The following is a 22170-nucleotide window of genomic DNA, read 5'->3' as shown; positions in this document are numbered from 1 at the left end:
TCGCGCCGCGTCTGGGCTATCTCGATAACTATTCACCGTTTGTTTGCGGTTTTTTGGGGGGCAGCGTGGGGCGACATCAGGTCGAGTGTCTGGTGTTGCGAATGGAACGGGCTTCTGCAGTGAACCGAACCTTGTCGGGTCAATGCTCGTTGCGCCGAAGGTGTAGCTTGACCGTTTCTATTTCTTATCTTCTTCCCTGAAACGGCGTATCTGGGCTAGTGCGGCGTCGATCTTGAGCTGGATCATCGCTTTGCCGATTTCCGAGGTGGCAAGATCAGGTCGCCCGTCAAAGCCAGTGTTCCAGCCTGCAGGCACCGGTGTTTCCGTGCGACCTGCCGCATCTGGTTCGACGTATAAAAGCTCTGACGTGTCTCGCAAGGCGGCATGATTTCCGATTTGTTCGGCACTGAAGCCTTGGTTTTGCAGGTAAGTGACCTGGCCATTGTCTTCGTAGTAGTCAGAAACATGCCGCACCGTGACCCCGACAGGCGCAAGCTCAAGAGTCATCGAAGCAGCGGCCTGGTTTTGCGCTGCCTGGTTCCCTCCGCTGTCTCCAATCAGCAGGATTTCATTGAACCCGTGTGTGGCCAAGCTGCGGATCGTCGCGACAAGTAGCTGTTCGAAAACAGGTTCAGGTACAGATATCGTTCCAGGCCATTGCATGTGACCCGTTGGGTTTGGCGTAACCGCACCTTCTGGGACGTATTTTATGACCGGGGCGACAAGGGTTTTGCCAAGGTCTTGGGCAATTTGCCGGCTGGTATGTGCGACAACGAAGTTGTGTTTTCCAAGCGCCGCATGGGGGCCATTCTGTTCGGTTCCGCCGGTTGGAATAACTACGGTCGTGTAGCCCGCATCTAGGGCGGCATGGATTTCGGGCCAGGTCATGTATTCCAGAAATAGTTCTTTGTTTGCGAGGGTTTGCATGGGTTTTGCCCAAAAATAGCCCGCGCCAGCCAAAGCGGCACCAAGGACGCAGAGCGCCCAAACTGTTTTGTTTCGTGCGAAAAGGCGCATGCGCAATCCGTTTTGGTAGCTAAGAGGCCGTTTGATCAGAAATACAGCCTAGTTGCTGCTACCGCTTGAATAAAACACTTTGTGCTGTCTTGTCCCGGTGATCCCCTCTGAGTTCTGCGTGAAGGGCGCGGCCTGCCTGTACCGCTCGGCGGGCGCTGACCGCGTCGAGCCAGCGCGCGAAATGCGGTTTGTCTTCCAGGACTTGCTGCTGACCCTCCCATAGGCTGGCCCAACCCCAGATCGCCATATCGGCGATCGAGTAGAAGTCGCCCGCGACGTATTCGTTTTCGGCCAGTCGTCGATCGAGCACGCCGTAAAGGCGCCCAACCTCGGCGCGATAGCGATCCTTGGCATAGGGCAGGTCTTGGGGTGGGTCCATCTGAGGGGCATATTTCAGGAAGTGATGCGCTTGTCCGGCCATCGGGCCTACACCGCCCATCTGCCACATCAGCCACTCTTCGATGGCGATGCGGTCCCGTTCGGATTCGCCATAGAAACGCCCCGTCTTGCGCGCCAGATACATCAAGATCGCGCCACTTTCGAACACGGAAACGGGTGCGTCATTCGGGCCGTCAGGGTCAACGATGGCAGGCATCCGGTTGTTGGGCGAAATCTTCAGAAAGTCAGGATCGAACTGGTCGCCCTTGCCAATATTAATCAGATGGGTGGTGTAAGGCAGTTCCATCTCTTCCAAAGCGATGGATACCTTCCAGCCATTTGGCGTGGGCCAGAAATACAGATCGATCATGATATCTCCTCAAGCTGAGGGGATCATGATGCTTTCTGAGCAAACGGCAAGAGGGCCTGCGGACGGGGGAGTGCAAAAAGCCGTGACCAACGCTTGTGCGGTGTTTCGGGGATACCGCGCTTAAGCGTTTGTAGGCACAAGCGCTCAGTATCGCGCAGCAAGGCGTTATAGACGCGCAGCACGCCAGGGCGTGTGTAACTGGACCAATGACAGATGCGCCGTTCAGGCGATGCGACTGGGAATATCAGAGCCGACAGGTGATCTACCGTCGCCGGACAATCGATCTGCAATGTAACGGCGTTTGGCGCCGTCAGTCCCGCGCCAATGCTGAGATCCCCGCGACAGGGCGGCTGAATGAAAGTTTCAAACAGAAAGTCGAAGAGATCGTTTTCGCGGCTGATGATATTGATGAACTCGGCGGCGCACCCGGCGGGCGTTGTCAGGGCCACGACTGCACGGGATTGATAGGCGGCCCCGGTGAGGGAAACGATCCGGCTGAGCGCGCCCGATGGAATGTGGTGAAGCGCCTCAAGCGCCAGTTCGGTACCCATCGAGTGGCCGATAAAATGGATCGGACGCCGAGGGTTCAAGTGATGGACGTGACGAATGACCTCTGCCAGGACCTTGCCTGCCTTAACAGCGCGACGTTGCGCCGACCAGAGTGGGCCGCGCGCGTCCCAACCAAAAGTGATGGCCAGACCTTCGTCTTCGAACCCGCTGCCAAAGCCAAGATGTTGCGGCCAACTGGGGCTGTACCAGGGCTTTGCCTTGGGATGTAGCGACAAGATATGACGGTGAGGGCAGGCATCGGCATCATCTGGCCGGTACTTGTACCCGTGGGTCATGATAATGACAGGTCCGTCGGACTGCTGGCTCTGCTGCAAAGCCCCGATCAGGGGGCGGGAACTTCCGTGCAACTCAGCACGTCCATTGACAGCATTGATCCTGACTATTGGCATATGCTCTGCCTCACACAAGATGTTGTGGTGCCGCTTTGTCATAACGCTATGACGCTTCCATGACTGAACGATTACAGAACCGTGACGTTGCAGGTGTCGGGCTTGACGAATTCGCAACTGCGGCGTATGGGCAACAACACCACGTGGCGATTTGTTACCGGATTGCGGGCCACGCTAAACAACACCGCTAAAAGGTCAGGATGAAAGGCCCCTTTCGCTTGACCGCGTCTGGGGTTTTTTTATGCGCCTCGGGGGTCGAGGCCGAAAGGAATGACATGAGCGAGAGCTGGAACAAACGCACTCAGGCCGTCCATGGCGGCATTCGTCGCAGTCAGTACAATGAGGTAAGCGAGGCGATCTTCCTGACCCAGGGCTTTGTCTACGACAATGCCGAGCAGGCCGAGGCCCGGTTTCTGGAATGCGGCCCTGATGAGTTTATCTATGCCCGTTACGGCAATCCGACTGTGTCCATGTTCGAACAGCGCATCGCCGCGATGGAAGGGGCCGAGGATGCCTTTGCTACCGCGTCAGGGATGGCTGCTGTGAATGGTGCGCTGACCTCAATGCTGAAGGCTGGGGACCATATCGTTTCGGCCAAAGCGCTGTTTGGGTCCTGTCTGTATATTGTCGAGAACATCCTGACCCGGTTCGGGGTTGAGGTGACTTTTGTGGATGGCACAGATCTAGAGCAGTGGGAGGCAGCAATTCGGCCAGACACCAAGGCGGTGTTCTTCGAATCCATGTCGAACCCGACACTTGAGGTGATCGATATCGAGACGGTCGCCAAGCTGGCCCATGCGGCAGGTGCCTTGGTCGTGGTGGATAATGTGTTCTCCACCCCCGTATTTTCGCGTGCGATCGAGCAGGGCGCGGATGTAGTTGTATATTCGGCCACCAAACATATTGACGGACAGGGACGCGCCTTGGGCGGTGTCATCATCGGCACCCGAGACTTTATTCGAGGCACGGTCGAACCCTATCTGAAACACACCGGTGGTGCGTTGAGCCCATTCAATGCTTGGGTCATGCTGAAAGGTCTGGAAACCATGGCGTTGCGTGTGAACGCGCAAGCGGCCACAGCCCAGCACATCGCCGAAGCGTTGGAAGGACATCCTGCTTTGAAGCGGACGCTTTATCCAGGGCTGAAAACCCACGCGCAGAACGCACTGGTGCGGTCGCAATTGGGCGGAAAAGGTGGCACAGTTCTGTCGCTTGACATCAAAGGCGGCAAAGAGGCTGCGTTCAAGTTTCTTAATGCTATGACGATCCCCGTGATCTCGAACAATCTTGGCGATGCGAAATCCATTGCCACCCATCCGGCGACCACCACACATCAGCGCTTGAGTGACGAGCAGAAGGATGAGTTGGGCATCACCCCCGGTTTGATCCGGTTTTCGGTGGGGCTTGAGGACGCAAATGATCTGCTGACGGACATCCGCAACGCTTTGAAGGCGTCACAAACCTGAGGAGATTGGGGGCGAAAATACCTCCAACTTTTGGATAAGACGCGGCGTATCCCCGTGCTCGCCGACGGTATCGGCCTAAAAACGCCGGTATTTTTCATTTCATTTCAATCCGGAATGGTATCGCGTCCGTAAAACGCTACACTGGCAAATGAACTGCAGTCATCTATATCAAGGATGACCAATCGAGGACCCTCAGCCAATGAACGTTCATCCGCGCGATATTGATACTCCGGACCGTGACGAGGCCGCCGCCGCCCTGAAGCTGCTGCGCAAATGGGCCGAAACTGCATCGTCTCTTGAGATTTCGCAGCTTGATCCGGCTGTGGCGCGGCTGATCCCGGGGTTCAATGCACAGAATTATCCGGCGCTCGCGCGGGAGTATCCCGAAGAATTTGCGGTGGATGCCGCCTATCGCGCCTCGCTACCCGATCTGCAAAACGGTCCCTCTAGTTTGATCCGTGGTGCAAAGCAGCAGATCCAGCACGTCGGAATTTCCAACTTCCGACTTCCAATCCGCTTCCATCGCAAGGGCGGCGATGACCTGACGCTTGAAACCTCGATCACAGGCACCGTAAGCCTTGAGGCCGAGAAGAAGGGCATCAACATGTCCCGCATCATGCGCTCGTTCTACAAACATGCGGAAAGGACGTTCAGCTTCGAGGTGATTGAGGCCGCGCTGAGCGATTATCTGACCGATCTCGACAGTTTCGATGCCCGCATCCAGATGCGGTTTTCCTATCCGGCGAAGGTCGAAAGCCTGCGTTCGGGGCTGATAGGCTATCAGTATTATGACATCGCGCTGGAACTGGTCGAACAGAACGGTGTGCGTCAGAAGATCATGCATTTGGACTATGTCTATTCTTCGACTTGCCCCTGTTCGCTGGAGCTGAGCGAGCATGCGCGGTCGCAGCGGGGGCAGCTTGCAACGCCGCACTCTCAGCGTTCGGTCGCGCGGATTTCCGTCGTGGTGGATTGCGATGCAGATTGCCTGTGGTTCGAAGACCTGATCGAGCTGTGCCGCCGCGCCGTGCCGACAGAAACGCAGGTCATGGTGAAACGTGAAGATGAACAGGCCTTTGCCGAATTGAACGCGGCCAATCCAATCTTCGTCGAAGACGCCGCGCGGCTGTTCTGTGCTGAACTGTTGGCCGACCATCATGTCGGAGATTTCCGTGTAATCGCGAGCCATCAGGAAAGTCTGCACAGCCATGACGCGGTTTCGGTTTTGACTGAGGGGCCCACCTTCGAGTCTGTCAGTCTGGACCCAAGATTGTTCACAACCCTGTTTCACGTCGGGTAACGACAGCGCCTAAGCGCCTGGATTTTCATCACAAAGAACGCGTATCAGCGCCCTATCGCCGCATTGCAGCAAAAATGCTGCACTCGCGCGATGTTGTAGTGTAAGAATGTTCGGGAATGCAGCTGCTGCATGACGGGCTTTGACCTGCGTGCTGCCCCGGAAGGACACCGAGACGTGCCACGCCTTGGACTGCAATACCCAAAGCTCTGCCCAGATGATCTGGGCGGACAGGGACACTCACCCTCAGATTTTAAGCTGCTTCGCTGTTACAGGAGAGACATGTAATGAATCCAATTACCCAACCGCTGGAGTTTCAGGCAGCGGCATTTCGCGTGGCTGGTTACGCCATGGTGAGCCAAATCAAGATCATGCAAATCGTTGCCCGTTCGGCAATGGAATTTCCATTGGCTCAGGTTCAGGCAGTGCAGACGACGGCACTGGGTTCGACCCCGGTAACCAAAACGCTTGCACCCAAGAAACCTGTCGCAAAACGTGCCAAAGCCACCCCGGCAAAAAAACCCGCTGCATCAAAGCCTAAGGCGGCAGCAACAGCGACGCCCAAAGCAGCAGCAACAGCGAAGTTCAAGGCCAAACCGCGCACAGCAGCTAAACCTGCACCTGCAGCAAAGCCCACAATTGTGGCCAAATCCGAGCCGGTGGCGAAGCCTACAGCTGCAGCCAAAGCGCCTGTCAAAGCGGAAGCTACAATCCCCAAACCTGCAGCGCCCGTAACAAAGACTGCAACGCCAAAGCCCACCGCTGCCAAACCCGTCGCGGCGAAACCAGCGCCGAAAGCGCGGGCTTCAAAACCGGTTACTCCTAAGCCCGCGGTTGCAAATGCCACTGCAACAGCAGCAAAAACGGCAACTGTCCCTAAAGCTGCGTCCAAACCGCGGAAGGCGACTGCGGTGAAAACAGCGCAGGCGGCCGAAACACCGAAACCTCAAGCTCGCCGTACACGCGCGCCGTCAAAACCGCCTGCGATGCCCAAGGCAACCCAGAGTTCCGACGAATAATCGCGGATCATCTGCTTGACACGGTCGGGTCGGCGCGCCAACGCTGCGCCTCATGATGGATCTTCGCCCGGTCGGATATGTGATTGGCTTGCTGGTCGCCATTCTTGGGGCGACCATGCTGCCGCCTATGGTTGCCGACCTGATCGAAGGACGCGGCGAATGGCATGTCTTTTTGGAAAGCGCCATTATTACCATGCTGGCAGGTTCGGTTCTGGCCATCAGTTGCTCGAACGGGGTGGGCGAAGGTCTGACTATTCGTCAGACCTTTTTGTTAACCACGGGCGTCTGGGTTGCCTTGCCAGTCTTTGGGGCGATCCCGTTTCTGTTTGGTGAAACCGAACTGCGCTTTGTCGATGCGTATTTCGAGGCGATGTCAGGGCTGACCACCACCGGTTCAACGGTCATTTCAGGCCTGGATGATCTGCCCCAAGGTTTGTTGCTTTGGCGTGGCATTTTACAGTGGCTGGGCGGCATCGGTATCATCGTTGTCGCGATGGTGTTCTTGCCCGAGCTACGCGTGGGCGGAATGCAAATCTTCCGTTCGGAAGGGTTTGAAACCATGGGGAAAATCCTGCCGCGCGCGCAGGAGATTGCGGGCCAGATATCCCTGATCTACGTGTTCCTGACGGTTGTCTGCATGTTGGTTTATGCTGCACTGGGCATGGGTTTTTTCGATGCGCTGGTGCACGCCTTCACGACAATCTCGACGGGCGGGTTTTCGAACTATGATGCTTCATTTGGGACGTTTACAGGGCCGTCGGAATATGCCGCATCGGTTTTCATGATTTTGGCGGCTCTGCCTTTTGTGCGCTACGTGCAACTTGCCAACGGGCATACGCTTTCACTGTGGCGTGACAGTCAGATCAGAGCATTTATAGCCACGATATTGGTTCTGGTCGTCGTCATGTCAGTGTTCCTGACATCTGTGTTTCCACACCATTGGGAACAGGCCTTCCGGGAATCCCTGTTTAACATCACGTCGATCATTTCAGGGACAGGCTATGCCAGCGTTGACTATATGAACTGGGGCAGCTTTGCTATCATGTTGTTTTTCTTGATCGGCCTGATCGGCGGTTGCGCGGGCTCGACCGCCTGTTCGATCAAAGTGTTCCGATATCAACTTCTTTTTGCGTCGATCAAAACGCAAATCCGGCGTATTCGATCACCACATGGCGTGTTTGTACCCTTATATGACGGCCGCCCTGTCAGCCGGGATGTTCTGACCTCGGTCATGAGCTTTTTCATGTTCTTTGTGCTGTCTATGGGCGTACTGTCTTGGGCGCTGGCTTTGACAGGGTTGGATTTTATTACCTCGGTTTCTGGCGCGGCCACCGCACTGGCCAATGTTGGCCCGGGCCTGGGTGATCAGATCGGGCCGGCAGGCAACTTTTCCGGGCTGAACGATACGGCGAAATGGTTGTTGATCATCGGCATGCTCGTGGGACGGCTTGAGCTGTTGGCCGTTTATGCAATCTTTACCGTTCAATTCTGGAGAAGCTGATGAAAAGACCCCTTGGCGCGCAACTCTCGCACATGCTCAGGGATCGAGGCGTTGATGTGATCTTTGGCATTCCCGGTGTGCACAATCAGGAACTGTACCGGGGTATCGAAGAGGCGGGGATCACCCATGTTCTGGCGCGGCACGAACAAGGGGCGGGGTTTATGGCCGATGGCTATGCCCGTGCGACCGGTAGACCGGGTGTGGCCTATGTGATCACCGGGCCGGGGCTATGCAACATCATGACGCCCATGGGGCAGGCCTACAGCGACTCGGTGCCGATGCTGGTTCTTTCATCCTGTCTGGATGAGGCGCAGGAGTATCGCGGCCAGTTGCATCAGATGAAGGATCAGCAAGCGGCGGCGGGAACTGTCGCAGACTGGTCCGCACAGGCGAATACGGCACAGGCTGCCTATGGGCTGGTGGAACGCGCGTTTGAGGAATTTGAGCTCAATCGCCCCCGGCCCAAGCATATTCAGGTGCCGATTGCCAAGTTGGAAGCAGATGCCGATCCAGCCCCGTTTCCCAACCAAACAGCGCTGCGCACCAAGGCACAGCCGCCCGATGTCGCGCCAGTTGTTTCGCTGCTGAACCTTGCCAAACGACCGTTGTTCATTCTGGGGGGAGGTTGCCGCTCGAACGAATGGCGGCAAATCCTGACACAGCTGGGCGCGGCCTGTTTCACCACCTATGCCGGGCGTGGGTTGGCGGGGGTGAACTATCCGCTGGATTTCGGGGCGATGCTGCCCCGACCCGGCAGCGCCGATGTCATCGCCTCGGCCGATCTGGTGATCGCGGTTGGTGCGGAACTGGGAGAGGTCGATCTGTGGCGGCGCGAGCTTGGGCACAAAGCCACCCTGATCCGCGTTGATCTGGACCCCGAGGTGCTTTCGGATCATCACCGGGCCGCCGTCAAAATTCAGGCGGATAGTGCAAGTTTCGCGCGGGCGCTATGGGCGGTCACCGAAGATGCCAAACCCGCCATGGGCTGGACCGCGGAAGAGGTTGCCGAAACGCGCGCCCGCTGGCGGGCTGAGGTGGATGCCGAACGGCCGGGCATCGTGCCGGTTGTCGACGCCCTGCGCGCTGCAATGCCTGCCGATACGATGATTTATTCCGACATGACGCAGTTCGCCTATGTCGCGAAAGAAGTCTGGGATATGGCCTATCCCCACCATTGGCACCACCCGACAGGCTTTGGCACGTTGGGATATGCGCTGCCTGCCGGGATTGGCGGGGCGCTAGCGCGAAGGGGTAAACCAACGGCGGTTATCGCCGGAGACTACGGCTTCCACTACACGATGCAGGAACTGGGCGTTGCGGTGGAACTGGGTCTGCCTCTGCCCATTATCCTGTGGGACAATGGCAAGCTGAAAGAGATCGAGGACAGCATGGTCCGCAGTCAGATCGCCCCGAATGCGGTTGTGGCGCGCAATCCTGATTTCTGCAAATTGGCCGAGGCGTTTGGCGCGCGATCTGCTGCGCCATCTACGCTGGATTCATTGCAGGATGCCGCGCGCACCGCGTTTGAGGCCGACGGGCCAACGCTGATCTACATCACGCCTGATATCCTGTGAAACGAAAAGCGCCGCAGAGGTCTGCGACGCTTTCAGGTTTACCAATGCGGTAAGCTTAGTCCCAGCAATGGACCAGAACTGTCATGCCTGTCGCCCGGCGGTTCAACTCGTTCGGTGAGATTTGTGTGCTTTCCTGACTGGGCTGCCCGGACACACCGGCCTGGGTCAACACATCTGTCAAACGCGCGGCGGTTGCGGCCAGGCTGACCGAGGCGGGCAGGGTGCGCCCCTCGGTCGGGGTTGGCAGCAGCATGCCCACAACATTGCCGCTGTCGTTGAAGACAGGGCCGCCCGCATCACCAGGCTGGGCGTTCAGGGCCAGACGTTTCACACCTTCTTCTCCGTTCAGGCCACGGATATCTGCGATCTGCCCATAAGTCAGGGTCGGGGCGCCAAGCGCACCCTGATAGGAAAAGCCGGATACCGCGACCTCGGATTGAATGCGCGGCGTGTCCGCGCTGAAGGCGGCGACATTCATCGGCGCAAGGCTCTGACTGGGGCGCAGGACCGAGACACCCAGATCGGCATCGGTCCAAGCCACCTGAACCTCCTGATCGCCGTCCAGCGTAATCCGGGTGCAGTTATCTGCCGCCTCGGACACGGTCAGAACCGCCCCGCTGGTATCGGCAAAGAAACCCGAACGCGACAGGCGCGGTTTGCGCACTTGCAGGCCCGAAATCAGGTCGATTCGCTGATCCGCGGATGCGCCTGCTGCTGAGTCCAGAACCGCATCGGTGGTCGCAAAGCTCTGCGCCATGGCGGCCAGAACACGCAGGCGGCGCGCCTCGTCCCCTTCCGGCCAGACCAGAGTGAACCCTTTGATCTGCCCGTCTTTCAGCGAGGCCTGTGTGAACGAAACAATGCCGTTTCCGCGACCTTCCAACGAGAACCGATCACCGCGCAGTTCACGCGGGCCATCAAGCGGTACGATTTCCAGTGACTGCATCACTTCATACAGCGCCCGCAAGGTAGATTTGTCGCCCGCCTGCGAGATCAGCAGCGCCTGAGCACCGATATCATCGCTTGATTTGAAATGGACAAACGGAGCCTCGTAGCGGTCAAATTCCAGCGCGCCCAATGGCATGTCCAAAGACACACCAGCCTGATCGTCGGCATAAGATGCCATCCCGACGCTGATCAGCGGCGCGTTGTAGTCATCCATTAGGGCCTTGCGCTGCAATGTTGTCAGAACGCCCGTCGGCTTATAGCCGTTGAAACGCTGCCAATCGCCCATCGAGCGGCGGGTGCCCTGACCAAATGCGCCATCGATTGACGAGTTATAGAACCCTGCGGCCTGCAAGGCGGTTTGCAGGTCTTTCCGCTCCTGCGCAGTCAGCAACCGTTCTGATTGCAGCGCTTCGGCGCGTGTTTCGTCTGCGTCCTGCGGAGTAACTTCTGACAGGTTCTGTTCCGGCTGTGGTTCCGGTTCAACCGGGGGCGCAACTATCCCGCGATCCAGAAGATTAACGCCAATGGGCCAAAACTGCTGACCAAGATCGTTGGAGAATGCAATGAAGCTGTCGCGCGGGATTTGCCTCTCGGCGCGATAGACTCGAAGAACCTGTTCCGCGTCGCTGCGGGCATAGGGGCCGATCACAATGGCGTACCAGCCACTGTTCAGGCGGAACCCGTTCACATCGGGCAGAGCGCTGGCATAAGCCTGCGCACGATCCTGCGCTTCACGCAAGGAAGGCTGGGCTTCGACCTGCACCCAGACGCCTTGGTCTTGCTGTGCAGATGCGGTGTGCACTCCCAATAGAAGAAACAAAAGAAATGCCGTCAAAACTCGTGTCATATTCTGCCCGTTTTATGCAGTGTTGAACATTTCGCGCAGAATACGCGATTTCGCGGTCTAAATACCATGGCGCGAATATGCAGATTTCACTGTGTGGCTGTGCAGATACAGGATGTGCCGATTGGCCCGTTGACGCCCCTTGGCCCCTTGCATAGGAAGGGCGAAACCGACCGGAACCGGGTGCATGTAGCGCCCAAAGGGAATGTCATGACCGAACCGTCCAGCGCACCGCGTTCTTTTCAGGAAGTAATCCTGCGGCTTCAGACCTATTGGGCCTCGAAAGGCTGTGCGATTCTGCAGCCTTATGACATGGAAGTCGGGGCAGGGACGTTCCACCCTGCGACCACATTGCGTGCGCTGGGGTCCAAACCCTGGGCTGCAGCCTATGTTCAGCCGTCGCGCCGTCCAACGGATGGGCGTTACGGTGAAAACCCCAACCGGCTGCAGCACTACTATCAGTATCAGGTACTGATCAAACCCAGCCCGCCGGACCTACAAGAGCTCTATCTCGGCAGCCTCGAGGCCATCGGCATCGACATGGAGCTGCATGACATCCGTTTTGTCGAGGACGACTGGGAAAGTCCGACCCTTGGCGCCTGGGGCCTTGGGTGGGAGGTCTGGTGCGACGGTATGGAAGTCAGCCAGTTTACATATTTCCAACAGGTGGGTGGCCATGACTGCGCGCCGGTCTCGGGCGAGCTAACCTATGGTCTGGAACGTCTGGCCATGTATGTGCTGGGCATCGACCACGTGATGGACATGCCGTTCAATGACCCTCAGTCGCCCAGCCCGCTGACCTATGGCGATATCTTCAAGCAAACCGAAGAAGAATACGCCCGTTGGAACTTTGACGTGGCCAATACCGAGGTCTTGCTGCGCCATTTTGAAGAGGCCGAGGCAGAATGCGCCACCATTCTGGCGCAGGAACATGAAGATCCCAAGACCGGCAAGCGTATCGTCATGGCACATCCGGCCTATGACCAGTGCATCAAGGCCAGCCACATCTTCAACCTGTTGGACGCACGGGGGGTGATCTCGGTCACGGAACGCCAAGCCTATATCGGCCGGGTTCGTGCGTTGGCCAAGCAATGTGCTGATGCTTTTGTCCAGACCGAGGCCGCCGGGTTCGGGGCCTGATGCGCGGCTTAGGCCAATCCAGGCAGCAACACCTTCAGGCCATCGGCGATCATGCCAATGGCGATGGCCGACAGGATCATGCCCATGAAGCGGCTCATGATCACGCGGGCATTTTCGGACAGGCGCTTGGCCAAGGCCGAGGCGTTCCAGAACGTGACGAACAGCATCGCAACGACGACCAGAAATACACCAGCATAAGCAATGGCTTCAACGGGTTTCTTTATGTGACTTGCGTACAGGATCAGCGTGGTGATCGTGCCGGGGCCGACCAGAATTGGAAAGGCCAGCGGATAAAACGCCACCGTCTCGGGCGCCGGGTAAGATTTCTTCTCTCCTTCGGTTCCATGATGCGAGCTGCTTTCGTTCCCGTTCAGCATGTTCAGCCCGATCATCAGAACGACCAGACCACCGGCCACGCGCAGGTCATCGACACTGATGCCAAACAATCCCAACGCCTGATTGCCGATCAGCGCAAAGGCCGATCCCAGGACCAGGCAGTAGGTCGCTGTTTTCGCGGCAACTTTGCGCTGGTCTGGAACAGGCAGGTCCTGCGTGACACTCAGAAACACGGGCAGGTTTGTGACCGGGTTCATGATCGCAAACAGCGCGCCAAAAAAACCGACGGCAAGGGTGGTATCCATGCGGGTTGCCTCGTTTCGTCCTGTACAGCTGCGGACCCTGTCCTATTTTCTGCCAATATGAAAGAGGCGTCATAGATGACCGGAAAATTGCTCGCTCTGATCCTATTGTTGTCGGCCGCTTTGGCTGGCGGAGGGATGTATTATCTGCAGGTCTATGGTTTCTATTACGAGGTCGCGCCGCAGCCCGGTCAGGATGTGCTGTTGCTGGCGACGGGGGCGGATCAGCCCCAAGCGATTGCCTATACCGCGTTTCAGGCAATCGATGCCGATAGCTCTCCGATTCGCTACCGGGCGTGTTTCGAGACGGACCTGACGCCAGATCAGATGACCGCTTTCACTCCGGTGGAAGACCCTGAACCACTGACCGCGCCGGGTTGGTTCGATTGCTATGACGCGCCGGCCTTGGCGGATGCGCTGAAAGACGGGCAGGCGCAAGCGTTCATGGGCGCCAAGAATATCCACTATGGCGTTGATCGCATCGTGGCCGTGACTCAAGACGGCAAGGGCTATGTCTGGCACGCGCTCAACAATTGCGGCGAAAAGGCCTATGACGGTACGGTAGTGGGCGAAGAATGCCCGCCCAAACCGCAGGAATAGAGGAACGCTGTGAGCCATGTCGTCGAAATCCCCGATTTTCTGGCGGCCACGCTGGGTTTTGCCGTCTATCTGATCGGGGCCGAGATCAACGCCCGGGTTTCTGCGTTGCGCAGCTTCAACATCCCCGAGCCGGTGACGGGGGGGTTGCTGGCATCAATTGTTGTGCTGCTGCTCTACCTGCTGTTCGGGGTCGAGCTGTCCTTTGGCCTGACAGCCCGTGATTTCCTTCTGGTTCTGTTCTTTGCCGGGATTGGACTGAACGCGCGCCTGTGGGATCTGATCGCTGGCGGCAAGCCATTGCTTTTGTTGTTGATCCTGACATTGGCGACCATCGTGTTCCAAAACGTTATCGGTGCTGCGGGCGCGGCTCTGTTTGGCTATCCTGCGCAGGCGGGGGTTCTGTTCGGGTCTGCCGCGCTGATCGGGGGGCATGGAACAGCGATTGCCTGGGCCCCCGAAGTGGCCCAGGCGACAGGGCTGGACGGTGCGACCGAACTGGGTGTTGCCGTTGCGACTTTGGGTTTGGTTCTGGCCGCTCTGGTGGGTGGTCCCATAGCGCGCCTGTTGATCGAAGGGCGAAACCTCAGCCCCAGTAGGCCCGAGGAAGAACACAGCGTCGGCCTGCCCGATGACGCTACAGAGACAAAAAACCAGATCAACCACCTGACGATCATGCGGGTGTTGCTGTATCTGAACCTGGCAATCATCACGGGATATGGGCTGGATCAGGTGATCAGCGCCGCGGGCCTAAAACTGCCCCTTTTTGTGCCTTGCCTGATCATGGGCATTGTCATCGCCAATCTGCGCTCAGCTGTCTTTCCGGGCGCGCCGAAAGTGTCACGGACCCCGTCGCTGGCACTCATCTCGGAATTCGCGCTGGGGGCCTTTCTAGCCATGTCGCTCATGAGCCTGCAACTCTGGACAATCGCCGAGCTGGGGCTTGCCATAGCAGTGATCATGACCGCCCAGACGCTGTTTGCGGTGCTATTCGTGCTTTGGGTCCTGTTCCCCGTCATGGGCTCGAACTACCGTGCCGCAGTTCTGGCCGCCGGTTTCGGTGGCTTCGCCCTGGGGGCAACCCCCACCGCAATTGCAAATATGACAGCCGTAACCAAGCGATATGGTCCGTCGCCTATTGCCTTTATTGTGCTGCCCCTTGTATCCGCCTTCTTTGTGGATATCGCCAATGCCATCGTCATTCAGACGATTGTGAATTTCTAAGGACCGACTATGCCCGACCTGTTGATCGAACTGTTCTCTGAGGAGATCCCCGCGCGCATGCAAACCCGCGCCGGAGATGAGCTGAAAAAACGGATCACCGATGGTTTGGTCGAGGCCGGTCTGACCTATGCTGGGGCCGCCGCCCTGACCACGCCGCGCCGCCTGACGCTGGCGGTCGAAGGGGTGCTGGCAGAAAGCCCGACGATCCGTGAGGAACGCAAAGGTCCCAAGGTTGGTGCGCCAGACAAGGCGATCGAAGGGTTTCTGCGCGGCGCGGGCCTGACACGGGATCAGTTGGAAGAACGCGAGACACCCAAAGGCGCTGTTTATTTCGCCACCGTCGAAAAAGCTGGGCGTCCTGCGGCCGAGATCGTGGCCGAAGTGCTTGAGGCCACCATCCGCAACTTCCCTTGGCCCAAATCGATGCGCTGGGGCAGTGGCCCGATGCGCTGGGTGCGGCCCTTGCACTCGATCCTGTGCATCCTCAGCGATGAGGCGGGCGCGCAGGTTGTGCCTTTGGAGATCGAGGGGATCAAAGCCGGAGATACCACCGAAGGCCACCGTTTCATGTCGCCGAACCGGTTCTCGGTCACATCGTTCGAGGATTACGCAGCCCAGTTGAAACGCGCCTTTGTGGTCTTGTCGCCCGAAGAACGCGCCGAGCATATCTGGAACGACGCCCAGAACATGGGTTTTGCCGCCGGTCTTGAGGTGGTCGAAGACAAGGGCCTGCTGGCCGAGGTCGCCGGTCTGGTCGAATGGCCCGTTGTCCTGATGGGTCAGATCGACGAGGGGTTCCTGGAACTGCCGCCCGAGGTGCTGCAAACCTCGATGAAAGAACATCAGAAGTTCTTTTCCGTGAAGAACCCTAAAACGGGCCGGATCGAACGGTTCATCACCGTCGCCAACCGCGAAACCGCCGACAATGGCGCGACCATTCTGGCCGGGAACCAGAAAGTCCTCTCGGCCCGTCTGGCCGATGCGAAATTCTTCTGGGAGAATGACCTGCGTGTCGCTAAATCGGACATCGCCCAATGGACCCGCACGCTGGAGAATGTGGCCTTCCACAACAAGCTGGGCACTCAGGCTGACCGCATCGACCGCATCGCTGCGCTGGCCCGCGAACTGGCCCCGGTGACCGGCGCAGATGCCGATCAGGCCGAAAAAGCCGCACGTCTGGCCAAGGCTGATCTGAGTTCCGAGATGGTCTATGAATTCCCTGAACTTCAGGGACTCATGGGGCGCTATTATATTGAGGCCGCAGGCGAAAATGCCGCCGTGGCCGCTGTAGCGCAGGAGCATTATTCGCCGCTTGGTCCGTCGGATGATGTGCCAACCGCGCCGCTGTCGGTGACCGTGGCACTGGCTGATAAGCTGGACACGCTGACCGGGTTCTGGGCAATTGATGAGAAACCGACCGGGTCAAAAGACCCGTTTGCCCTGCGCCGAGCGGCGTTGGGGGTTATTCGGTTGGTATTGGAGAATGACCTGAGAGCACCTTGGGCGACTGGTTTCGTAGTTGGTGGGCGCAGGGCCATGGCCGACATGCTGAAAGTGGCGTCAAAGACGCTTGAGACTTCGTTGAAACTACCTGCCTTGGCAGCCATGGGAATACTCTCTGAAGAGAACGTTGTTTCGGACTTGGTTGCCGCGTCTCGCGATGCCGCAGACTTGATGGACTCTGGGTTCAACAATGGTGTTCCTCCGCAAGAATGGGAAAAGGAACGAGCGCTCGACCTCCTCTCCTTCTTCCACGACCGCCTCAAAGTCTTCCTCCGCGACGAGGGTATCCGCCACGACGTCATCGACGCCTGTATCGCGATGGACGGCAATGATGACCTAAACCTGCTCGTCAAACGCGCCCGTGCTCTGAACGCGGTAATTGCGACTGAGGATGGCGAAAACCTTGTGCAGGGGTTCAAGCGCGCCAACAACATCCTGACGCAGGCCGAGGAAAAGGACGGCGTCGAATACTCCTACGGCGCGGATGTGAAATTTGCCGAGACGGACAGCGAAAAGGCGCTGTTTGCCGCGCTGGATCAGGCGCAGACGCAGATCGACCCGGCGCTGAAGGCCGAGGATTTCCCGACCGCCATGGCCGCCATGGCCGCCCTTCGCGGCCCAGTGGATGCGTTCTTTGAGGATGTGCAGGTCAACACCGACAATGACATCCTGCGCCGCAACCGTCTGAACCTGCTGAGCCAGATCCGCACGATCTGTTCCAGCGTGGCCGATCTGACCAAGATCGAAGGATAAGCCAGATCGCCCTTGCGCCGTTGGTGCAAGGGCTTATGCTGCGGCGAAGCTAAAAGGTGCCGCAGTGCAGAATAACCCGCATACCACGCTCATCACGCCCAAAGCGCCCGTTGCCGCCAATACCCATGGCGGGCGGGCTAAGTGTCTGCAACGTCTGGTTCGACTGGACATGCCGGTGCCGCGCACCGTGGCGCTGTCTTTTGATCTGGTGCAACAGATTGCCGATGGTCAGGTGCCTGACATTACCGCGATTTTGGAACAGTTTGACGACACGGCGTTGCTGTGCGTGCGACCCAGTTCCGAAGACCCCGATTGGGGCGGGCCAGGTGCGGTTCTGAACATCGGAATGAACGACGCGCGCTATGTGGACCTATCTGATCAGATGGGGGCCGAAGCTGCCGCCGCGCTGTATCTGAGATTTGTTCAAAGCTACGCCATCCACGTCGCGCGGCTGGATGCGGATGTGTTTGATGACATCGAAGCTGATGGCAGCGAAGGGTTAAAACTGTCTCTGCGCGCTTATGAGGATGAGACCGACGAGGCCTTTCCCCAGGATCGCGGAGAGCAGTTGGTCGGTGTCTTACGATCCATGGCGCGGGCGTGGGATGGCACGTCGGCTCGGTTGCTGCGTCAGGCTAAAGGAGCCCCTGCAGATGCGGGGCTTGGGTTGGTCATTCAGGAAATGATACCCGGAGTGGGGCAGGGCGAATGCGGCTCGGGTGTATTGCAACTGGTTGATATCACAACCGGAATGCCACAGATCACCGGGCGGTATCTGAGCCAGAGCCAGGGGCGCGATGCGTTGGGCGAAGGTGTTGCGGCGCTGTACTTGGAAAAAGACCCGCGCGGGCAGTCACTGGAAGAACTGGCACCCAAAGCTTTTGCCGATCTCAAAGCGCAGGCCGCGCTGATGCGCGAGAAACTGCGCGAGGAAATGCAGGTCGAGTTCGTGATCGAAAACGGCCATGTGCATATTCTGGATGGGGTACGCGTGCAGCGGTCTGCTCGCGCTGCGATGCGCATTGCTGTAAGACTGGCCGAAGACGGGATCATCCCACCGCAAGAAGCGGTGATGCGCGTCGATCCGCACGCGCTGAACGAGCTGTTGCACCGTCAGGTCCACCCAGATGCAAAGCGCGATATCCTGACAACCGGTATTGCGGCCAGCCCCGGAGCATCAACGGGTAGGATTGTGTTCACCGCGGCTGAGGCACAGGCCAGCGCCGCGCGGGGCGAGGCTTGTATTCTGGTCCGCCGCGAAACCTCGCCCGAGGATGTGCGGGGCATGCATGCGGCAGTCGCAGTTCTGACCGAAAAGGGGGGTATGACCAGCCATGCGGCGGTCATCGGACGCGGGCTGGGCCTGCCTTGTATCGTCGGGGCGTCGGGGATGCGGTTCCAAACCAAGAAAAAGCTTCTGACTGCGCCGGATGGGCGGGTGTTCAAAACTGGGGATGTTCTGACCATCGACGGGACGTCCGGGCAGGTTCTGGCTGGGCAGCCCGCGATGCTGGAAGCGGCTTTGGACGATTGTTTTCAGACGCTTATGGGCTGGGCAGACGCCGAGCGGGATATTGCGATCCGGGCCAATGCGGATACACCGGCAGACGCCCAGACCGCGCGCAATTTCGAGGCGCAAGGCATAGGGCTGTGCCGGACTGAGCATATGTTCTTTGATCCCGGCCGCCTGATCGTCATGCGTGAGATGATCTTTGCGCAGACCCCATCTGGGCGGTCTGCGGTACTGGAACGACTGCTGCCCATGCAGCGCGAGGATTTCATCCAGCTGTTCCGGATCATGGAAGGCCAGCCGGTTTGCATCCGCCTGTTCGACCCTCCGTTGCACGAGTTTCTGCCGACGACCCGCAGCGGCCAACGCGAACTGGCCGAAGCCTTGGACTTACCTGTTTCTGACGTCGAACGCAGAGTCGAGGCGATGTCGGAATACAATCCGATGCTGGGCATGCGCGGCGTGCGGCTTGGGGTGACCGTACCCGAGATATACGACATGCAGGCCCGCGCGATCTTTGAAGCCACGTTGGAGGCCAGCAAAAACGGCGCGCCGGTGGTGCCCGAGGTGATGATCCCGCTGGTCTCGGCCAAGCGCGAGGTTGAGCTGGTCAAATCCCGCATCGACTCGGTGGCTGCGGCAGTCGCGTCCGAAAAAGGCCACGAGTTTGAGTATCGGCTTGGGGTGATGGTTGAAACGCCGCGCGCCTGTTTGCGGGCGGAAGAGATTGCGCCACATACGTCTTTCCTGAGCTTCGGAACCAATGACCTGACCCAGATGACCTATGGCCTATCGCGCGATGATGCGGGCCGGTTTATGTCTGCCTATGTTCGGCAGGGGGTGTTTACCGAAGACCCATTCCATGTTCTTGACCCGGATGGGGTAGGCGAATTGCTGAAACTTGGCGCTGAACGCGGGCGTCTGGCCAAGCCTGATGTCACCCTATCGGTCTGTGGTGAACATGGGGGTAACCCCGAATCAATCGCCATTTGCCGTGATCTTGGGTTTGACTATGTTTCCTGCTCGCCGTTCCGGGTGCCCGTCGCTCGGCTGGCTGCCGCTCAACTGGCGATTTCGTCCAGACTTGGGGGTTGACAGCGGGCTGAAACCCAAGAAATGGTGGGTTATAGGCACTCTTGTGGAGAATTTTTTCTTCTCCACGAGCGATTTTCCACTTGCTTTTTCTTCTGATCTGGACGTTTGCGCCAGACTGCGCTAAATGCCTCGTCGCGCCCGCCGGGGGAGGGTTTGGCGCGTTAAGTGCCTGTGCGAGGTTATCTGATGCTACGTTACATAATGGCTGTTGCCACATTGGCAGCAACCATGCTGCCAAGTGCTTCCTTCGCCGAGAGGGAAGCAACCGATTCTGCTAAGCAAGAACTTGTCGCCCGCAATGAATTGCCGGCGCAAAGTTTCCGTGACTATTTCAAATTGTTCAAGCCGCGTAAGTCGGCCGAACCAATTCAAGTCTCCTATTCCAAGGACTGGCTGGACCAGCAACCGAAAGCCACCGGAGATGAGAACTGGCAATGCCTGGCTGAGGCGCTGTATTTCGAAGCCCGTGGTGAAAGCGTGCGCGGTCAGTTTGCCGTGGCCGAAGTGATCCTGAACCGGGTCAAAAGCAGCCGCTTTCCTGACAGCCTGTGCGGTGTGATCCGCCAGGGCACGGGCAAAAAATACCAGTGTCAGTTCACCTATACCTGTGATGGCCGCAAAGAGGTGATCCACGAACAGAAAGCGTTCGAACGTGTATCAAAAGTGGCGCGCGCGGCCATTGACGGGATCTCGAAGGAATTGACCGAAGGGGCGACCCATTATCACACAACCGCTGTGCGTCCGTCCTGGGCGCGGGTCTACAAACAGACAGCCAAGATCGGTGTGCATATCTTCTATCGCCACAACTACCGGACGGCGAGCAACTGATTGACGCACCCGCGCTGGAAGCTTGATGGCGCGGGGCATGTTGCGGTCTATATTGCGGGTCAGGAGGCCCGCAATGCCATTCAATCGAAGACAATTCCTGCAAGCCGCGGCAGCAGTGTCGTTGCTGCCCGTTGCGGCGAAGGCCGAGTTCCCGCAGCTTGAGGCGCGTGTTGCCCGTCAGCGCCTTGCGCCAGAAGGGTTTCCTGAAACGGAAATCTGGGGCTTTGAGGGTGCGGTTCCGGGCCAAACGCTGAAGTTCCGGCAAGGAGATCGAGTTCAACGCCGCTTTGTAAACAAGCTTCCTCAACCGACGTCGATCCATTGGCATGGTATTCGTATAAACAATGCGATGGACGGGGTGCCGGGCTTGACGCAAGAGGCTGTCGCGCCCGATGGAACCTTTGACTATGACTTTGTCGTCCCTGACGCTGGCACCTATTGGTATCATGCGCATAATCGCTCGGTTGAACAGGTTGCGCGCGGGCTCTATGGGCCCCTGATCGTCGAGGAAGCCGCCGGCCCCAAAGTAGATCAGGACTTAATCCTGATGCTGGATGATTGGCGTCTGGACCCGGAAACAGCGCAAATTACCGATGATTTCAACAATGGCCATGATCTGAGCCATGCGGGCCGACTTGGGAATATCGTCACCGTCAATGGCGTATTTGATCCGGCCTTCTCGGTGGGTCGAAACCAGCGCCTCAGGCTCCGCCTGATAAATGCATCAAACGCGCGGATATACGATCTGGACCTCGACGGCCTGGCCGGGTGGATTGTCGCGTTGGATGGGATGCCTTTGGAATTCCCGCTGAGGGTCGCCGACACTTTCCCGTTGGCCCCCGCGCAAAGGATTGATTTGATTGTCGATGTTCTTGCCGAGACCACGGCAAGTCTGGTCAGCGTCGAGCGAGACGGCGGCTTTGGTCTGGTGCGGTTCGATGTGAAAGAAAGCGCGGCCCGTGCCCCGCGCGATGGCATAGCATCCCTTCCACCCAATCCCGTGCCTGAGGTGACGCAGATCAGCACTGCCCCGTTGCACCAGATGGTTTTACAGGGCGGGGCGATGCGGTGGTTGCAAAGCGCGCAGCTTGGCGGTGCGGACTTGTCAGGGCGTGAACTGGCGCAGCTTGGGCGGTTCTGGGCGTTGAACGGTATCGCCGAGCGCCCATCTGATCCGTTTCTGGATGCCGCGCGAGGCAGCATTCACCGGATTGCGTTCGTAAACGAAACCGCTTTCCCACATGCCATGCATCTGCATGGTCATCACCTCCGTCTGGTATTGGAGGATGGGTCGCTGGGTCCCTGGCGTGATACGGTTCTGATTGAACGCGAGCAGACCCGGCAGGTGGTACTGGTCGCGGATAATCCGGGGGATTGGCTGCTGCATTGCCACATGCTGGGCCACGCCGCCGCTGGCATGATGAGCTGGTTCCGCGTTACTTGACGCCGCAATCAGTGGTTGGAATGGCGTTTGCATGAATGTTATAGGCCCTCGAAACGCCTAGACTG

The 22170-nt window shown here is 58.3% G+C and carries 17 protein-coding genes and 1 riboswitch; of the genes, 11 read left to right on the top strand and 6 right to left on the bottom strand.

Features of this window, described 5'->3' with window-relative positions; translation table 11 throughout:
* Window positions 1-177: 177 nt before the first annotated feature.
* The 3 genes from ACR0JE_RS02060 to ACR0JE_RS02050 all read right to left on the bottom strand — a co-directional run bounded on the left by ACR0JE_RS02060 (window position 178) and on the right by ACR0JE_RS02050 (window position 2724).
* Window positions 178-927 (bottom strand): creatininase family protein, encoded by a 750-nt coding sequence (locus tag ACR0JE_RS02060; RefSeq protein WP_480862646.1) that lies wholly within the window; start codon window positions 925-927, stop codon window positions 178-180.
* A gap of 148 nt (window positions 928-1075) precedes the next feature.
* Window positions 1076-1765, bottom strand: a complete 690-nt coding sequence (locus ACR0JE_RS02055; protein ID WP_480862644.1) for a glutathione S-transferase N-terminal domain-containing protein — start codon at window positions 1763-1765, stop codon at window positions 1076-1078.
* A 23-nt stretch (window positions 1766-1788) separates the two neighbouring features.
* Window positions 1789-2724: a DUF726 domain-containing protein gene (locus ACR0JE_RS02050; RefSeq protein ID WP_480862642.1), complete on the bottom strand. Its 936-nt coding sequence runs from the start codon at window positions 2722-2724 to the stop codon at window positions 1789-1791.
* A gap of 133 nt (window positions 2725-2857) precedes the next feature.
* Window positions 2858-2935, top strand: a riboswitch (SAM riboswitch).
* 64 nt (window positions 2936-2999) lie between these two features.
* Between ACR0JE_RS02050 and metZ the strand changes: the two genes are divergently transcribed.
* Both metZ and folE2 read left to right on the top strand, forming a co-directional pair.
* Complete coding sequence (metZ, locus tag ACR0JE_RS02045) at window positions 3000-4190, top strand: O-succinylhomoserine sulfhydrylase (protein ID WP_480862640.1); 1191 nt, start codon at window positions 3000-3002, stop codon at window positions 4188-4190.
* Between the two features lie 199 nt (window positions 4191-4389).
* Complete coding sequence (gene folE2 / locus ACR0JE_RS02040; protein ID WP_480541074.1) at window positions 4390-5490, top strand: GTP cyclohydrolase FolE2; 1101 nt, start codon at window positions 4390-4392, stop codon at window positions 5488-5490.
* 415 nt (window positions 5491-5905) lie between these two features.
* On the opposite strand, the gene ACR0JE_RS02035 is transcribed toward folE2, so the two are convergent.
* Window positions 5906-6334 (bottom strand): hypothetical protein, encoded by a 429-nt coding sequence (locus ACR0JE_RS02035; protein ID WP_480862638.1) that lies wholly within the window; start codon window positions 6332-6334, stop codon window positions 5906-5908.
* Between the two features lie 224 nt (window positions 6335-6558).
* On the opposite strand from ACR0JE_RS02035, the gene ACR0JE_RS02030 reads away from it, so the two are divergent.
* Both ACR0JE_RS02030 and ACR0JE_RS02025 read left to right on the top strand, forming a co-directional pair.
* Window positions 6559-8007 (top strand): TrkH family potassium uptake protein, encoded by a 1449-nt coding sequence (locus tag ACR0JE_RS02030; RefSeq protein WP_480862636.1) that lies wholly within the window; start codon window positions 6559-6561, stop codon window positions 8005-8007.
* Window positions 8007-9581, top strand: a complete 1575-nt coding sequence (locus tag ACR0JE_RS02025) for a 5-guanidino-2-oxopentanoate decarboxylase (protein ID WP_480862634.1) — start codon at window positions 8007-8009, stop codon at window positions 9579-9581. The genes ACR0JE_RS02030 and ACR0JE_RS02025 overlap by 1 nt, the downstream gene beginning before the upstream one ends.
* Before the next feature lie 55 nt (window positions 9582-9636).
* Here the strand turns inward: ACR0JE_RS02025 and ACR0JE_RS02020 are convergent, their stop codons facing one another.
* A complete protein-coding gene (locus ACR0JE_RS02020; protein WP_480862631.1) occupies window positions 9637-11376 on the bottom strand; it encodes a serine protease in 1740 nt (579 codons plus the stop codon).
* 207 nt (window positions 11377-11583) lie between these two features.
* On the opposite strand from ACR0JE_RS02020, the gene ACR0JE_RS02015 reads away from it, so the two are divergent.
* On the top strand, window positions 11584-12513 hold the full coding sequence (locus ACR0JE_RS02015; RefSeq protein WP_480862629.1) for a glycine--tRNA ligase subunit alpha: 930 nt from the start codon (window positions 11584-11586) through the stop codon (window positions 12511-12513).
* Between the two features lie 8 nt (window positions 12514-12521).
* Here the strand turns inward: ACR0JE_RS02015 and ACR0JE_RS02010 are convergent, their stop codons facing one another.
* Window positions 12522-13154, bottom strand: a complete 633-nt coding sequence (locus ACR0JE_RS02010; RefSeq protein WP_480862627.1) for a MarC family protein — start codon at window positions 13152-13154, stop codon at window positions 12522-12524.
* Window positions 13155-13229: 75 nt separating this feature from the next.
* Here ACR0JE_RS02010 and ACR0JE_RS02005 point away from each other — a divergent pair, with 75 nt between their 5' ends.
* The 6 genes from ACR0JE_RS02005 to ACR0JE_RS01980 all read left to right on the top strand — a co-directional run bounded on the left by ACR0JE_RS02005 (window position 13230) and on the right by ACR0JE_RS01980 (window position 22105).
* Entirely contained in the window at window positions 13230-13751 is a 522-nt protein-coding gene (locus ACR0JE_RS02005; RefSeq protein WP_480862625.1) for a DUF6446 family protein, read from the top strand.
* 9 nt (window positions 13752-13760) lie between these two features.
* Window positions 13761-14972, top strand: coding sequence for a sodium/glutamate symporter (gene gltS, locus ACR0JE_RS02000; RefSeq protein WP_480862623.1), 1212 nt, complete (start codon window positions 13761-13763; stop codon window positions 14970-14972).
* A 9-nt stretch (window positions 14973-14981) separates the two neighbouring features.
* Window positions 14982-17228, top strand: coding sequence for a glycine--tRNA ligase subunit beta (gene glyS, locus ACR0JE_RS01995; protein ID WP_480862621.1), 2247 nt, complete (start codon window positions 14982-14984; stop codon window positions 17226-17228).
* A 64-nt stretch (window positions 17229-17292) separates the two neighbouring features.
* Window positions 17293-19833 carry a putative PEP-binding protein gene (locus ACR0JE_RS01990; protein WP_480862619.1) on the top strand — a complete coding sequence of 847 codons (2541 nt, stop codon included), beginning with the start codon at window positions 17293-17295 and terminating at the stop codon, window positions 19831-19833.
* Window positions 19834-20019: 186 nt separating this feature from the next.
* Entirely contained in the window at window positions 20020-20661 is a 642-nt protein-coding gene (locus tag ACR0JE_RS01985) for a cell wall hydrolase (protein WP_480547888.1), read from the top strand.
* A gap of 73 nt (window positions 20662-20734) precedes the next feature.
* Window positions 20735-22105 carry a multicopper oxidase family protein gene (locus ACR0JE_RS01980; RefSeq protein WP_480862617.1) on the top strand — a complete coding sequence of 457 codons (1371 nt, stop codon included), beginning with the start codon at window positions 20735-20737 and terminating at the stop codon, window positions 22103-22105.
* The last annotated feature ends 65 nt before the right edge of the window (window positions 22106-22170 follow it).

This window comes from Ruegeria sp. H3 (assembly GCF_056533095.1).
This window is presented reverse-complemented; position numbering and strand designations above follow the sequence as displayed.

What these genes read in the sequence shown, in the direction of transcription:
- ACR0JE_RS02060 (WP_480862646.1), bottom strand. Translation starts at nt 927, where the DNA reads ATGCAAACCCTCGCAAACAAAGAACTATTTCTGGAATACATGACCTGG.
- ACR0JE_RS02055 (WP_480862644.1), bottom strand. Translation starts at nt 1,765, where the DNA reads ATGATCGATCTGTATTTCTGGCCCACGCCAAATGGCTGGAAGGTATCC.
- ACR0JE_RS02050 (WP_480862642.1), bottom strand. Translation starts at nt 2,724, where the DNA reads ATGCCAATAGTCAGGATCAATGCTGTCAATGGACGTGCTGAGTTGCAC.
- metZ (WP_480862640.1), top strand. Translation starts at nt 3,000, where the DNA reads ATGAGCGAGAGCTGGAACAAACGCACTCAGGCCGTCCATGGCGGCATT.
- folE2 (WP_480541074.1), top strand. Translation starts at nt 4,390, where the DNA reads ATGAACGTTCATCCGCGCGATATTGATACTCCGGACCGTGACGAGGCC.
- ACR0JE_RS02030 (WP_480862636.1), top strand. Translation starts at nt 6,559, where the DNA reads ATGATGGATCTTCGCCCGGTCGGATATGTGATTGGCTTGCTGGTCGCC.
- ACR0JE_RS02025 (WP_480862634.1), top strand. Translation starts at nt 8,007, where the DNA reads ATGAAAAGACCCCTTGGCGCGCAACTCTCGCACATGCTCAGGGATCGA.
- ACR0JE_RS02020 (WP_480862631.1), bottom strand. Translation starts at nt 11,376, where the DNA reads ATGACACGAGTTTTGACGGCATTTCTTTTGTTTCTTCTATTGGGAGTG.
- ACR0JE_RS02015 (WP_480862629.1), top strand. Translation starts at nt 11,584, where the DNA reads ATGACCGAACCGTCCAGCGCACCGCGTTCTTTTCAGGAAGTAATCCTG.
- ACR0JE_RS02010 (WP_480862627.1), bottom strand. Translation starts at nt 13,154, where the DNA reads ATGGATACCACCCTTGCCGTCGGTTTTTTTGGCGCGCTGTTTGCGATC.
- ACR0JE_RS02005 (WP_480862625.1), top strand. Translation starts at nt 13,230, where the DNA reads ATGACCGGAAAATTGCTCGCTCTGATCCTATTGTTGTCGGCCGCTTTG.
- glyS (WP_480862621.1), top strand. Translation starts at nt 14,982, where the DNA reads ATGCCCGACCTGTTGATCGAACTGTTCTCTGAGGAGATCCCCGCGCGC.
- ACR0JE_RS01985 (WP_480547888.1), top strand. Translation starts at nt 20,020, where the DNA reads ATGCTACGTTACATAATGGCTGTTGCCACATTGGCAGCAACCATGCTG.
- ACR0JE_RS01980 (WP_480862617.1), top strand. Translation starts at nt 20,735, where the DNA reads ATGCCATTCAATCGAAGACAATTCCTGCAAGCCGCGGCAGCAGTGTCG.